This window comes from Streptomyces sp. NPDC004609 (assembly GCF_042873655.1).
In the GTDB taxonomy this organism is placed as follows: Bacteria; Actinomycetota; Actinomycetes; order Streptomycetales; family Streptomycetaceae; genus Streptomyces.
The window spans coordinates 60752-74390 of sequence record NZ_JBIALS010000024.1 but is presented as its reverse complement, the minus strand read 5'-3'; the positions used below and the strand labels follow the sequence as shown (position 1 = coordinate 74390).

At 69.0% G+C, this 13639-nt stretch carries 10 protein-coding genes; 7 read left to right on the top strand and 3 right to left on the bottom strand.

What is annotated here, in order from left to right; translation table 11 throughout:
* Positions 1 to 82: 82 nt before the first annotated feature.
* Genes ACFYT4_RS23275 through ACFYT4_RS23265 form a run of 3 tightly spaced genes read left to right on the top strand, consistent with a single transcriptional unit; the run spans position 83 to position 4824 of the window.
* The gene (locus tag ACFYT4_RS23275) at positions 83 to 868 is read left to right on the top strand and encodes a GNAT family N-acetyltransferase (protein WP_389272136.1); all 786 of its coding nucleotides are present in this window, start codon (positions 83 to 85) and stop codon (positions 866 to 868) included.
* Positions 869 to 927: 59 nt separating this feature from the next.
* Positions 928 to 2796, top strand: a complete 1869-nt coding sequence (locus ACFYT4_RS23270) for an IucA/IucC family protein (protein ID WP_389272133.1) — start codon at positions 928 to 930, stop codon at positions 2794 to 2796.
* Between the two features lie 57 nt (positions 2797 to 2853).
* On the top strand, positions 2854 to 4824 hold the full coding sequence (locus tag ACFYT4_RS23265; RefSeq protein ID WP_389272130.1) for an ATP-dependent DNA helicase: 1971 nt from the start codon (positions 2854 to 2856) through the stop codon (positions 4822 to 4824).
* 198 nt (positions 4825 to 5022) lie between these two features.
* On the opposite strand, the gene lexA is transcribed toward ACFYT4_RS23265, so the two are convergent.
* Positions 5023 to 5817: a transcriptional repressor LexA gene (gene lexA / locus ACFYT4_RS23260; protein ID WP_389272127.1), complete on the bottom strand. Its 795-nt coding sequence runs from the start codon at positions 5815 to 5817 to the stop codon at positions 5023 to 5025.
* A 674-nt stretch (positions 5818 to 6491) separates the two neighbouring features.
* On the opposite strand from lexA, the gene nrdR reads away from it, so the two are divergent.
* Together nrdR and ACFYT4_RS23250 are read left to right on the top strand one after the other, a co-directional pair.
* Positions 6492 to 7001, top strand: a complete 510-nt coding sequence (gene nrdR / locus ACFYT4_RS23255; RefSeq protein WP_389272124.1) for a transcriptional regulator NrdR — start codon at positions 6492 to 6494, stop codon at positions 6999 to 7001.
* Between the two features lie 170 nt (positions 7002 to 7171).
* Positions 7172 to 10060: a vitamin B12-dependent ribonucleotide reductase gene (locus ACFYT4_RS23250; protein WP_389272121.1), complete on the top strand. Its 2889-nt coding sequence runs from the start codon at positions 7172 to 7174 to the stop codon at positions 10058 to 10060.
* Between the two features lie 331 nt (positions 10061 to 10391).
* Here the strand turns inward: ACFYT4_RS23250 and ACFYT4_RS23245 are convergent, their stop codons facing one another.
* Positions 10392 to 11306 carry an ankyrin repeat domain-containing protein gene (locus ACFYT4_RS23245; RefSeq protein ID WP_389272274.1) on the bottom strand — a complete coding sequence of 305 codons (915 nt, stop codon included), beginning with the start codon at positions 11304 to 11306 and terminating at the stop codon, positions 10392 to 10394.
* A 150-nt stretch (positions 11307 to 11456) separates the two neighbouring features.
* A complete protein-coding gene (locus ACFYT4_RS23240; protein ID WP_389272118.1) occupies positions 11457 to 11981 on the bottom strand; it encodes a TerD family protein in 525 nt (174 codons plus the stop codon).
* 204 nt (positions 11982 to 12185) lie between these two features.
* Here ACFYT4_RS23240 and ACFYT4_RS23235 point away from each other — a divergent pair, with 204 nt between their 5' ends.
* Both ACFYT4_RS23235 and ACFYT4_RS23230 read left to right on the top strand, forming a co-directional pair.
* Positions 12186 to 12791: a YdbC family protein gene (locus tag ACFYT4_RS23235; protein ID WP_389272115.1), complete on the top strand. Its 606-nt coding sequence runs from the start codon at positions 12186 to 12188 to the stop codon at positions 12789 to 12791.
* Between the two features lie 184 nt (positions 12792 to 12975).
* Positions 12976 to 13635: a histidine phosphatase family protein gene (locus ACFYT4_RS23230; RefSeq protein ID WP_389272112.1), complete on the top strand. Its 660-nt coding sequence runs from the start codon at positions 12976 to 12978 to the stop codon at positions 13633 to 13635.
* Positions 13636 to 13639: the final 4 nt, after the last annotated feature.

Below are 13639 nucleotides of genomic sequence, written 5' to 3'. Positions count from 1 at the left end.
CGTCCTTTCCCTCCGCTTGGTGCAGCCCGTCACCTCAGGTGTGAGCCACCACCCGCAGACCCCGTGAGAGAGGAGTGCGCACATGCCTCCCACCGATGTGAGCCCCGGCGCTCCACCCGGTTCCGTCCCTCCGCGCGCCCAGGGCGCCGCCCCCGGGCATGCCGGGGACCACCGTGGCACCGTGGCCTCGGAGGCCGAGGACACCCTGGAGCTCCGGCTCCCAGAGGAATTCCCCGTCCGGTTCCGGGACACCGAGCCACCCGGCACCCCGGCCTCCCGAAGCGGCTCCGCCCACGGCGCACTGCTGGACGACATCGCCCGATGGGGGCCCACCCCCACGGCGGCGGGAGCCTTCCAGCTCGTCCCCGTACACGTCGACCGTGACCTGCCGCTGATCAGCCGCTGGATGAACGACCCCGCCGTGGCCGCCTTCTGGGAGCTGGCGGGACCCGACTCCGTCACCGCCGCCCATCTCCGCGCCCAACTCGACGGCGACGGCCGCAGCGTCCCCTGCCTGGGCTTGCTCGACGGCACCCCTCTCGGCTACTTCGAGATCTACCGTGCCGATCTCGATCCCCTGGCACGCCACTACCCCGCCCGCCCCCATGACACAGGCATTCACCTCCTGATCGGCGGCGTCGCCGACCGTGGCCGCGGCATCGGCTCCGCCCTGCTCGGAGCCGTCGCCGATCTTGTACTCGACAAGCGCCCGCGCTGCACACGCGTGATCGCGGAACCGGACCTGCGCAACACCCCCTCCATCGCCGCCTTCCTGAGCGGTGGATACCGCTTCTCCGCCGAACTGGACCTCCCCGGCAGACGAGCCGCTCTCATGGTCCGCGACCGCACGCTCCGGAACGTGCTGTGAACCACCCGCTGCCCTACATACACCGCTCGCCCCGCATCGGTTCCACTCAAGGAGTCCCCGTGCCGAAATCCCCTCCCCCTCACGACTCCGACGAGCACCACATCCCGGCTCTGTACACGCCGCCCGGCCTGAGCGCCCGGATCTGGGACCGGGCGGCGGGCCGCCTGCTCGCCAAGATCATCGGTGAGTTCGCGTACGAGGAGATCATCGAACCCGTCCGCGTCGATCCCGGCGGCACGGCCGGGGCCGACCGGACTCCCGCCCCGGGTACCAGCAGCCGATCCGCCGCCCACACCTACACCCTCGAACTCGACGACGCCGAGACCTACCTGGCCTTCCTCGCCCGCCGCGGAGCGTATGGCGGCTGGCGTGTCGTCCCCGGCTCCGTCCGCCGCGACGGCCGCCCCTACGGCGACCCGCTGGACTTCGTCGTCCGCGCCCGCCGGCTCCTCGGCCTCGACGGCGCCACCCTCGGCCATCTGCTCAGGGAACTGACTGTCACCCTCATCGCCGACACCGGTCTCGACCACACCGCGCTGACCGCCGCGGAACTCGCCGACCTCGGCTACGCGGAGCTGGAGGGCCACCAGAACGGCCACCCCTGGCTCGTACTGAACAAGGGCCGCGTCGGCTTCTCCGCCACGGACGCCGCCACCTGGGCACCCGAGGCCCGCACACCGGTCGCGCTCCCCTGGATCGCGGTCCGCTCCGGCCTCGCCGTCTACCGCGGCGTCCCCGCCCTCGCCACCGCCGCTGACCTCTACGCCCGGGAGCTGAGCGCCCCCGTACACGCGTCCTTCTCCGCGTCCCTGCGCTCCAAAGGGCTCGACCCCGACGGGTATCTCCTCCTACCCGTACACCCCTGGCAGTGGGACGAGGTCCTGCTCCCGCTGTTCGCACCCGCCGTCGCCCGCGACGACATCGTCCCCCTGCCCACCGACGGGGATCTGCGCCTGCCACAGCAGTCCATCCGGACATTCCTCAACCTGGACCGCCCCGACCGGCACACCGTCAAGCTGCCGCTCTCCATCCTCAACACCCTGGTGTGGCGGGGCCTCCCCACCGAACGCACCCTCGCCGCACCCGCCGTCACCGCGTGGATGCACGGCCTGCGCGACGAGGATCCCTTCCTGCGCGACGAGTGCGGGATGATTCTCCTCGGGGAAGTCGCGTCGGTCACCGTCGAGCACCCGCTGTACGACCGCCTTCCCGAGGTGCCGTACCAGTACAAGGAACTCCTCGGCGCGATCTGGCGCGAGCCGCTGGAACCCCGTCTCGCCCCCGGGGAGCGGGCCCGGACCCTCGCGGCGCTGCTGCACACCGATCCCGGGGGCCGCGCCTTCACAGCAGAGCTGGTCAGCCGCTCCCGTCTGGCGCCCGACGTCTGGCTCCGGCACCTCCTGGCAGCCGTCCTCCCGCCCCTGCTGCACTTCCTCTACCGCTACGGCACGGTGTTCTCCCCTCACGGCGAGAACGCCATCGTCGTCTACGACGACAACGACGTGCCCGTGCGCCTCGCGATCAAGGACTTCGTCGACGACGTCAACGTCAGCGCCCGTCCGCTGCCCGAGCACGGAACCATGCCCGACGACGTGCGCGCGGTGCTGCTCACGGAGGAACCTTCCTTCCTCACGCAGTTCATCCACTCCGGACTCTTCATCGGGGTGTTCCGCTATCTGGCACCGCTGTGCGAGGAGCAGCTCGGGGTGCGGGAGGTGGTGTTCTGGTCGCTCGTACGGGCCGAGATCCTCCGGTACCAGGCACGCTTTCCGGAGCTCAAGGGCCGTTATGAGACATTCGACCTGCTTGTTCCGCGCATCGAGCGGCTGTGTCTGAACCGTAACCGACTGCATCTGGACGGTTACCGCGACCGGCCCCGGCGCCCGCACGCGGCCGTCCACGGCACCGTACGCAATCCGCTGGCGTGAGGGGATCTGGCGTGATCGGATCGGATTGTCAGTGCTGAGCCGTAGGGTTGTCGGCCTATGACGAAGCCAACCCTCCCCGAACTTCTCCATGCCGCCGTCACCGCCGTCGGCGGGGTGGAACGGCCAGGTCAGGTCAGCATGGCCGAGGCCGTGGCCGAGGCCGTCGACGACGGATCGCACCTGCTCGTCCAGGCCGGTACAGGCACCGGAAAGTCCCTCGGCTATCTGGTGCCGGCGCTGGCGCACGGAGAGCGAGTCGTCATCGCGACGGCGACCCTGGCCCTTCAGCGCCAGCTGGTCGAGCGCGACCTGCCGCGTACGGTCGAGTCGCTGCATCCGCTGCTGCGCCGCCGCCCGGAGTTCGCCATGCTCAAGGGCCGGTCCAACTATCTCTGCCTGCACCGGCTGCACGAGGGTGTTCCCCAGGAAGAGGAGGACGGGCTCTTCGACCCGTTCGAGGCCGCGGCGCCGACGAGCAAACTCGGTCAGGACCTGCTGCGGATGCGGGACTGGGCGGACGAGACGGAGACGGGCGACCGCGACGCGCTGACGCCGGGAGTCTCGGACCGTGCATGGGCCCAGGTCTCGGTCTCGTCCCGTGAGTGCCTCGGGGCGAGCAAGTGTCAGTACGGTGCGGAGTGCTTCGCCGAGATGGCCAGGGAGCGGGCCAAGCTCTCCGACGTCGTCGTCACCAACCACGCGTTGCTCGCCATCGACGCGATCGAGGGCGCCCCCGTGCTCCCGCCGCACGAGGTCCTGGTGATCGACGAAGCCCATGAGCTGGTCTCCCGGGTCACCGGCGCCGCGACGGGCGAACTCACACCGGGCCAGGTCAACCGCGCGGTGCGACGGGCCGCCAAGCTGGTCAACGAGAAGGCGGCCGACTCCCTGCAGACGGCCACCGAGACCTTCGAGCGGGTCATGGAGCTGGCACTCCCAGGTCGGCTGGAGGAGATCCCCGAGGACCTCGGCTATGCCCTCCTGGCGCTGCGGGACGCCTCCCGCACGGTCATCTCGGCCCTCGGCTCCACCCGCGACAAGTCCGTCCAGGACGAGGACGCCGTACGCAAGCAGGCGCTGGCCTCCGTCGAGAGCATCCACGACGTGACGGAACGCATCACCCAGGGGTCCGAGTACGACGTCGTCTGGTACGAGCGCCACGACCGCTTCGGCGCCTCGCTGAGGGTGGCTCCGATGACCGTCTCGGGGCTGCTGCGGGAGAAGCTGTTCACCGACCGCTCCGTGGTGCTGACGTCCGCGACCCTCAAGCTCGGCGGGGACTTCAACGGTGTGGGTGCTTCGCTGGGACTGTCCCCGGAGGGGACCGAGGGTGACGACATCCCGCGGTGGAAGGGGCTCGACGTCGGTTCCCCGTTCGACTACCCGAAGCAGGGGATTCTGTACGTCGCCCGCCATCTGTCGACTCCCGGCCGTGAAGGGTCGCGGGGCGACATGATGGACGAGCTGACCGAGCTGGTGGAGGCGTCCGGCGGCCGTACGCTCGGGCTGTTCTCCTCCATGAGGGCCGCTCAGGCGGCTGCCGAGGAACTACGGGGCAGGCTTGAGAACCCCATTCTCCTGCAGGGCGAGGAGACACTGGGTGAGCTGATCAAGGCCTTCGCCGCGGACCCGGGGACCTGCCTCTTCGGCACGCTCTCCCTGTGGCAGGGAGTGGATGTGCCCGGTCCCAGCTGTCAGCTGGTGGTGATGGACCGGATTCCGTTCCCGAGGCCCGACGATCCGCTGATGAGTGCCCGGCAGAAAGCGGTGGAGGAGGCCGGGGGCAATGGCTTCATGGCGGTCGCGGCGACGCATGCCGCGCTGCTGATGGCCCAGGGCGCGGGGCGGCTGGTACGGGCGACGGGCGATCGGGGGGTGGTCGCCGTCCTCGACCCGAGGCTGGCCAACGCTCGCTACGGGAGCTATCTGCGGGCCTCGCTGCCGGATTTCTGGTACACCACGGACCGCAACCAGGTGCGCCGCTCACTGGCCGCGATCGATGCCGCCGCGAAGGCGGACGGCACATAGCAGCTGACGGCGCGCGGACGATCGCCCGCTTCTTCGGACCGGTGCTTCGGGCCTGGAGAAGCGGGCGCGCGAGCAAGGAGGCGCTGTGTGGCATTGCCGGGCTGGATGCCTGCCCGTCCCTGGCGGGGCGGGCGGATACGACAGGGCCCCGGGACCGGCGCAGTGGGTCCCGGGGCCGGCCAGGGCCGACGGTGTGGGTCACACCCGCCGGAGCACCGCGACGACCTTGCCGAGGATGGTCGCCTCATCGCCGGGGATCGGCTGGTAGGCGGCATTGTGGGGGAGTAGCCACACATGCCCGTTCTCGCGCTTGAAGCGCTTGACCGTGGCCTCGCCGTCCAGCATGGCGGCCACGATGTCCCCGTTCTCAGCGACGGGCTGGCGGCGCACGGTCACCCAGTCGCCGTCGCAGATCGCGGCCTCGATCATCGAATCGCCCACGACCTTCAGAACGAACAGCTCCCCGTCGCCGACCAGCTGCCGGGGGAGGGGGAAGACGTCCTCGACCGACTCCTCGGCGAGGATCGGGCCGCCGGCCGCGATCCTGCCGACCAGTGGTACGTACGAGGCAGCGGGCTTGCCGGTGGTGTCGGTCGGCTGGGTGCTGGGCTGGTCGGAACCGCGCACCTCGTACGCCCGGGGCCGGTGCGGATCGCGGCGCAGGAAGCCCTTGCGCTCGAGCGCCATCAGCTGGTGGGCGACCGAGGAGGTGCTGGACAGCCCCACGGCCTGGCCGATCTCGCGCATCGACGGCGGGTACCCCCGGCGCTGCACGGAGTCACGGATCACCTCGATGACGCGCCGCTGCCGATCCGTGAGCCCGGTGCTGTCCGCCCGGATGCCTGGAGGCCGTCCGGGCAGCGACCGCGTGGGCCGGGAAGGCTCGGCCCCGTCGGGGGTCGTGGCTGCGTCTTTCATGGCGTGCCCCGGCTCGAATCGGTTCTGGGAGCGGTCCTGGGCAGTGATGATGGCACTGTCTGCGGTGGTGGTCACGTCGGCCCCTCTCGAATGGTCTCCCTGGCTGGACAACGGTAGTTGGTTTCGAAAGGTTGCGCCAAACACACGTTCGAGTGAAAAATCAAGGATTGCTTTACGTGGACATGCGTTTGGGTGTATGCGGTGAGGGTCCCACGGCAAGGTGAACCGCGGGACAGGCGCACGGGCCGGCGGCCGTCACGGGATGGTCCTCCCGGCCGAGGTGGCCGGGTGACTGCTCGGACCTCTGTACGGAGCGGCAGGTGCCCGGCCGTCCGAGGGCCGGTGGCCTCCGGGTCCATGTACCGTCCCGTTGATCCAGTCTCGCATCCGGAGCCCGAGAATCCGAGGAACCGGGTGTTTCCCGTACTGTCGTAGCCGTCCCCCCTGGCATGGTTGACCCGCCGTGGGCGCGGTGCGGTGCGGTGTCCCCGTACCCGTTCCGGCCCTCGGCTCCATGGCGTCACCGCCCGTGCGCCGTCCGCGATCCGGAGCCGGGCGCCACGACACGCTTCAGGGTCGAAAGCGCGCGCAAACCCCAGATCTAGTGGTTGGATTGTGAGTGCCGCCCAGAAGTTGTGGTCCCCGGTCTTTCGGGATCGTGGTCATCGCCTATGCTTGGGGCTGCTTCGGAGGGCTTCGACAGCTATGTCGGGGCTATTCAGTCGTGCCATGAGGGAGGGTTGGGAACCATGCACTGCCCCTTCTGCAGGCACCCCGACAGCCGCGTCGTCGACAGTCGCACCACCGACGACGGAACGTCGATCCGGCGCCGTCGGCAGTGTCCCGACTGCGCGCGCCGCTTCACGACGGTGGAAACCGCCTCGCTGATGGTGATCAAGCGCAGCGGTGTGACCGAGCCCTTCAGCCGTACCAAGGTCATCTCCGGCGTCCGCAAGGCGTGCCAGGGGCGGCCGGTCACCGAGGACGCCCTCGCCCAGCTCGGCCAGCGGGTCGAAGAGGCGGTGCGTGCCACCGGCAGCGCCGAGCTGACCACCCACGACGTGGGTCTGGCCATACTCGGCCCTCTGCAGGAACTCGACCTCGTCGCCTACCTGCGCTTCGCGTCCGTGTATCGGGCATTCGACTCACTCGAAGACTTCGAGGCGGCCATCGCGGAGCTCCGCGTGCAACGGCTGCCCGCAGAGAGCGGGACCGGCGGGGCCCAAGAGGTCCCCGTTCCCGCCACCGCCGCCGACTGAGCGACCCCGAAGGGGCGGCGCGGGCCCGCCCGGCCGGATCTCCGGTCGGCAGTCGGGCGGCAACCACATCTGTCACGGGCGCTGTGGGGCGTCCGCGGCATCACACAGAGATCGTGCCACGGGAAGATCTGGGCACTTCAGGGCGTTTTTGCCCGTATATGGGAGGCGGCATGACAGAGACGACGAGCGGTCCGGCACGGGGGGCCCGCGCCAAGGGAGCCAAGGCGAGCAAGGGCCTGCGTATCGAGCGCATCCACACCACCCCCGGCGTGCATCCGTACGACGAGGTGGTCTGGGAACGCCGTGACGTCGTCATGACCAATTGGCGCGACGGCTCGGTCAATTTCGAGCAGCGTGGCGTCGAGTTCCCCGACTTCTGGTCGGTGAACGCGGTCAACATCGTCACCAGTAAGTACTTCCGGGGGGCCGTCGGCACGCCTCAGCGCGAGACCGGTCTGAAGCAGCTGATCGACCGGATCGTGAAGACGTACCGGAAGGCCGGGGAGGACCACAAGTACTTCGCCTCGCCCGCCGACGCCGAGATCTTCGAGCACGAGCTGGCGTACGCCCTCCTGCACCAGATCTTCAGCTTCAACTCGCCGGTGTGGTTCAACGTCGGCACGCCTCAGCCGCAGCAGGTCTCGGCATGTTTCATCCTGTCCGTCGACGACTCCATGGAGTCGATCCTCGACTGGTACAAGGAAGAGGGCATGATCTTCAAGGGCGGCTCCGGCGCCGGCCTGAACCTCTCCCGGATCCGTTCCTCCAAGGAACTGCTCTCCTCCGGTGGCAATGCCTCCGGGCCGGTTTCCTTCATGCGCGGGGCCGACGCCTCTGCAGGAACGATCAAGTCCGGTGGCGCCACCCGCCGTGCCGCCAAGATGGTCATCCTCGACGTCGACCACCCGGACATCGAGGGCTTCATCGAGACCAAGGTGAAGGAAGAGGAGAAGATCCGCGCGCTGCGGGACGCGGGCTTCGACATGGACCTGGGCGGTGACGACATCACGTCCGTCCAGTACCAGAACGCCAACAACTCGGTCCGTGTGAACGACGAGTTCATGAAGGCCGTGGAATCGGGCTCGAAGTTCGGACTGCGGGCCCGGATGACCGGTGACGTGATCGAGGAGGTCGACGCCAAGGCCCTCTTCCGCAAGATGGCCGAGGCCGCCTGGGCCTGCGCCGACCCCGGCATCCAGTACGACGACACCATCAACCACTGGCACACCTGCCCCGAGTCCGGGCGGATCAACGGCTCGAACCCGTGCAGCGAGTACATGCACCTGGACAACACGTCCTGCAACCTCGCCTCGCTGAACCTCATGAAGTTCCTCAAGGACGACGGCGAGGGCCACCAGTCCTTCGACGTCGAGCGCTTCGCGCAGGTCGTCGAGCTGGTCATCACGGCGATGGACATCTCCATCTGCTTCGCGGACTTCCCGACCCGGAAGATCGGTGAGAACACCCGCGCCTTCCGTCAGCTGGGCATCGGCTACGCCAACCTCGGCGCTCTGCTGATGGCCACGGGCCACGCGTACGACAGCGACGGCGGCCGGGCCCTGGCCGGCGCCATCACCTCGCTGATGACCGGCAGGTCGTACAAGCGCTCCGCCGAGCTGGCCGCGGTCGTCGGTCCCTACGACGGTTACGCCCGCAACGCCTCCCCCCACAACCGCGTCATGAAGCAGCACTCCGACGCCAATGCCGCCGCTATCCGCGTCGACGACCTGGACACCCCGATCTGGGCCGCCGCCACCGAGGCGTGGCAGGATGTGCTCCGCCTTGGTGAGAAGAACGGTTTCCGCAATGCCCAGGCGTCCGTCATCGCGCCGACCGGCACCATCGGTCTCGCGATGTCCTGCGACACCACCGGCCTGGAGCCCGACCTCGCCTTGGTCAAGTTCAAGAAGCTGGTCGGCGGCGGTTCGATGCAGATCGTCAACGGCACGGTTCCGCAGGCGCTGCGCCGCCTCGGCTACCAGCCCGAGCAGATCGAGGCGATCGTCGCCCACATCGCCGAGCACGGCAATGTGATCGACGCGCCGGGGCTGAAGACCGAGCAATACGAGGTCTTCGACTGCGCCATGGGCGAGCGCTCCATCTCCGCGATGGGCCACGTCCGCATGATGGCCGCCATCCAGCCGTGGATCTCCGGCGCGCTCTCCAAGACGGTCAACATGCCGGAGTCGGCGACCGTCGAAGAGGTCGAGGAGATCTACTTTGAAGCCTGGAAGATGGGCATCAAGGCGCTCGCGATCTACCGCGACAACTGCAAGGTCGGCCAGCCCCTCTCCGCGAAGACCAAGGAGAAGGAGAAGGCGGAGATCACGGAGAAGGCCGAGGACACCATCCGGGCCGCGGTCGAGAAGGTCGTCGAGTACCGGCCCGTCCGCAAGCGTCTCCCGAAGGGCCGTCCCGGCATCACCACCTCCTTCACGGTGGGCGGCGCCGAGGGCTACATGACCGCCAACTCCTACCCGGACGACGGTCTCGGCGAGGTCTTCCTGAAGATGTCCAAGCAGGGCTCCACCCTCGCGGGCATGATGGACGCGTTCTCGATCGCGGTCTCGGTCGGCCTGCAGTACGGCGTACCGCTGGAGACGTACGTCTCGAAGTTCACGAACATGCGCTTCGAGCCGGCCGGAATGACCGACGACCCGGATGTGCGGATGGCGCAGTCGATCGTCGACTACATCTTCCGCCGTCTGGCCCTGGACTTCCTGCCCTTCGAGACCCGCTCCGCCCTCGGCATCCACTCGGCCGAGGAGCGCCAGCGTCACCTGGAGACCGGTTCGTACGAACAGTCCATGGACGATGACGAGGTGGACGTCGAGGGTCTCGCCCAGTCCGCCCCGCGCCGGCAGGAGATCCCGGCGGCCACCCCTCAGCCGGCGGCGGTTCCCGCCCCCCAGCAGGCGCACACGTCGGCCGAGCTGGTCGAGATGCAGCTGGGCATCAGCGCCGACGCTCCGCTGTGCTTCTCCTGCGGTACGAAGATGCAGCGGGCGGGCTCCTGCTACATCTGCGAGGGCTGTGGCTCGACCAGCGGTTGCAGCTGAGACCGGGCGGAACGGCGCCGGATGCGGGACCCGGCGCAGCTGAACCCGAAGCGTGATCTCTGAAGGGAGGGGCGTCGGCCGAGGGCCGACGCCCCTCCCCGCGCGTGGACGGTGGCGGGCCAGCCACAGCCACGGCGGGGGTCGCGCATCGCCCCGAGGAGGCGGGAGGAGATCGTTCCGGCAGAGCATGGTCCCGGAACGACGACCGCCCGGCCTTGCAGGGAGACCGGGCGATCGTTGGAAGGCAGGAACGTTGTCAACGGCCGCCCCGCGTCAGTGGGCAAGAATCCCCTCGGGTCATCGGCGCCGACTGCTCGTGACGGCCCTGGCGTCACTGGGCCCAGTAGTCCCGCTGCGGTAGCTCGACCCACAGGTCGGGCGGCCCCACGACGGCGCGCGCATCGGTCGGTCGCAGGCCCGCGAAGGCACACGAGTACGCCACCGCGTGGTACTGGTAGAGGTACGAGGCCAGCACTTCCTCGGGGCCGTCCCCCTGGTCCGGCTCGGCGCCCGGGGAGAGGTCCCAGCCTTCGACGGCCCCGTTACGGGCGACGCTGCCCTGGTTGCCGCTCTTGGCGTTGGCGTACAGGCCGTAGCAGACGGTGCCGGCGGACAGCCGGGTCAGCACACCCGGCATCGACGGCGCATAGCCCCACGGCTGGGTGACGACGCAACCGCCCGGCACGGTCGTCACGCCGACGACCCGCAGGCCCTGGTCCAGTTCGCAGGCGTACGGATCCCTCAGCAGTTCCTCCATTTCCTCGTCGCTTGCCGGCGTCGCCGCCAGGCGGCTCGTCGCTTCCTCGGCGTCGATCCCGGCCACGCACGCCAGCCCGGTGCCCTCGTAGTGGATGTTCCCCAGCGCCGCGACGAGCCGCCGGGCCTCCTGTACCGCCGCGCGTTCCGCCTCGCTCAGACCGCGCTCGCCCTCAGGCACCTGGAACAGGTCCGGTGTCGGTCCGGCCAAGCTGAGCCGCCCCGGTGACCAGCCGCCGATCAAGGGCCGCCAGGGATCCGCTCCGGCTGCGGCGAGTGCCCGCGCGTTGTCCGGTCTGTTGGACAGGACGGCTTCCCACAGGGCCGTGGCCCCGTTTTCGAGGGCGTCCGGGTCCGCAACGCGTCCGGCCAGCTCCGTGACGACCTCCGGCGAGCCGAGGGCCGCTGCCCGGTGGAGGGGTCGCCCTCCGCCCCACACCTCTGGATCGGCACCCTGATCGAGGCGCCGCCGGATGCCGTCGTGGTCCATCCAGCCTTCCCAGCCCACACCTGCCCAGCCGTCGTCCTGATGCGTCACCGAGCCCTCCCACGCCGATCCGGCCACCGCCGCCGATCCGGACGACCCCGCCCATCGCCCCGCTCTCGTGATCCTTCTGCGAGGGGCCGGGACCGTCCGTGCTCAGTCGCGGCCCATCAGGTCTATGAAGACTCCGGGATCGGCGTCGAATCCGCGGACGAGTTCGCTGAACTGCCAGCCGCCCGACTCGGAGCGCACGAACTCGCCTATGACTGCCGCAGTCGCCCCCGCTACCTCCGAGAAATCGTTCTTCCGTAGCTCTGTGTGTCCCTCCACTACTTTGACCAGGGGGTTCGCCACATCGCTGAACACTCGGCGGCCGTCTCGCTGCTGGATGACAACACCGATCACGACCCGCCCGTACTCGGACGAGAGCCGGTGGAACTCCAGCTTCAGGACCTCGTCCGAACCGAATCCCTGCCCCGTCTTGCTGTCCCTGGTCAGGGTGATCGTGCCGTCGGGTGACCGGCTGTCGAAGTGGACGACGTACGCCGGGGCACCGGAGCGGGCGTCCGTCCGGTAGGTCGCCGCGACTATGTCGAGGTCGTGGGGTGCCTCGCCCAGTGGGCTCGGATCCCAGCTGAGGGCCACTTCCACTGTGCCGACGCCCTTGTTCAGGCTGCTCACCAGTTTTCCCTTCCCCGTAACTGCCAGGAGTTCTCCGTCGATTGACCGTATCCGCTGTGCGGGGGGCGCCGCGAGGAGATGTCCGGTGTACGCCACCGCGCGCCCGGTCACTTCTCAAGTGGAGGTTGCTGATTCCGGACGCCGTGAAGAGTGCACTCGTCAGGACAGTGACGGGGGCCACGTTCCGGGCCGTACGATAGCGCGGTGCTGGTCAAGTGGATTCGCTGCACCGTGGTGGACCGTCATGGGTTCGAGCGGGGGCAGCGGAAATGGGCGGGGCTGCTGGGTGAGCCGGGATTTCGGGGGCAGGGCGGTGGATGGAGCAAGGCGCGGCCTCATGTCGCCCATGTCTTCGCCTTCTGGGAGAGCAGGGCGTTCTACGACTCCTTCATGGCACGGTCCCATGACCGGCTCGCGGCCGGCCAATCGGGAACGTACAAGGACATTCAGGTCAAGCTGTTCGACCATCGATTCGATGTGAAGACGGGGTTCGAACCACGGTTCACCGGAGTCGACGTGGTCCGGGTCGCGCACTGCAAGGTCCGTGAGGACCGGGTCGAGCACTATGCGCTCATGCAGGCGAAGGTGTGGAATCCGGCGATGGCCGGATCGCCGGGCATGGTGCGCGGACTCTTCGGTGAAGCGCCGGAGAACGAGTTCCTGGTGATGTCGATGTGGCAGTCCGAGGCCGAGCACGGCAAGTACCGGCATGAGCGGGTGGAACGTCTGCTCGTCCGTGCGCAGACCGAGGCCGATGTCGCGGCGCTCGCCGGTGACGTGGTGCAGCTCGAACCCTCGTGGACGGTCTGAACCTCAATTCACGGCAGGGGGTCTCCGGGGGGCCGTCCCCCAGCGGCCGGGACGGGGCTCATACCTCCGTGCCGGGCGTCGTTCGCTCCGGACGACGCCGGTGTGCTGCATGTCACCGGTCTTCTACAGCGTATGGGCGCGCTCCGGCCGCCCGTCCGGATGCGGCTCGATCTAGGGTCGAGGTATGGCCAGACCGCGACGCATCGTTCTCGTCCGGCATGGAGAGTCGGAGGGGAACGCCGACGACACCGTGTACGAGCGCGAGCCCGACCATGCCCTGAGGCTGACCGGCGCCGGGCGAGCCCAGGCCGAGGAAGCCGGGGCACGGCTGCGCGAGCTGTTCGGGCGGGAGCGCGTCAGTGTCTATGTCTCTCCCTACCGGCGGACCCATGACACCTTCCGGGCCTTCGGCCTCGATCCCGCGCTCGTGCGGGTACGGGAGGAGCCGCGCCTGCGTGAGCAGGACTGGGGAAACTGGCAGGACAAGAACGACGTGGAGCTGCAGAAGACCTATCGCGACGCGTACGGGCACTTCTTCTACCGCTTCGCCCAGGGCGAGTCCGGAGCCGATGTGTACGACAGGGTCGGGGCTTTCCTGGAGAGCCTCCACCGGAGCTTCGAGTCGCCCGACCATCCGCCGAATGTGCTGCTGGTGACCCATGGACTGACCATGCGGCTGTTCTGTATGCGCTGGTTCCACTGGACGGTCGCGGACTTCGAGTCGCTCTCCAACCCGGGCAACGGGGAGATCCGGATGCTGGAGCTCGGCGAGGACGGGCGCTACACCCTTGACCGGCCGTTCGAACGCTGGCGCACCCCCGAACCGTACGGCGTCACCGGATAGAGTG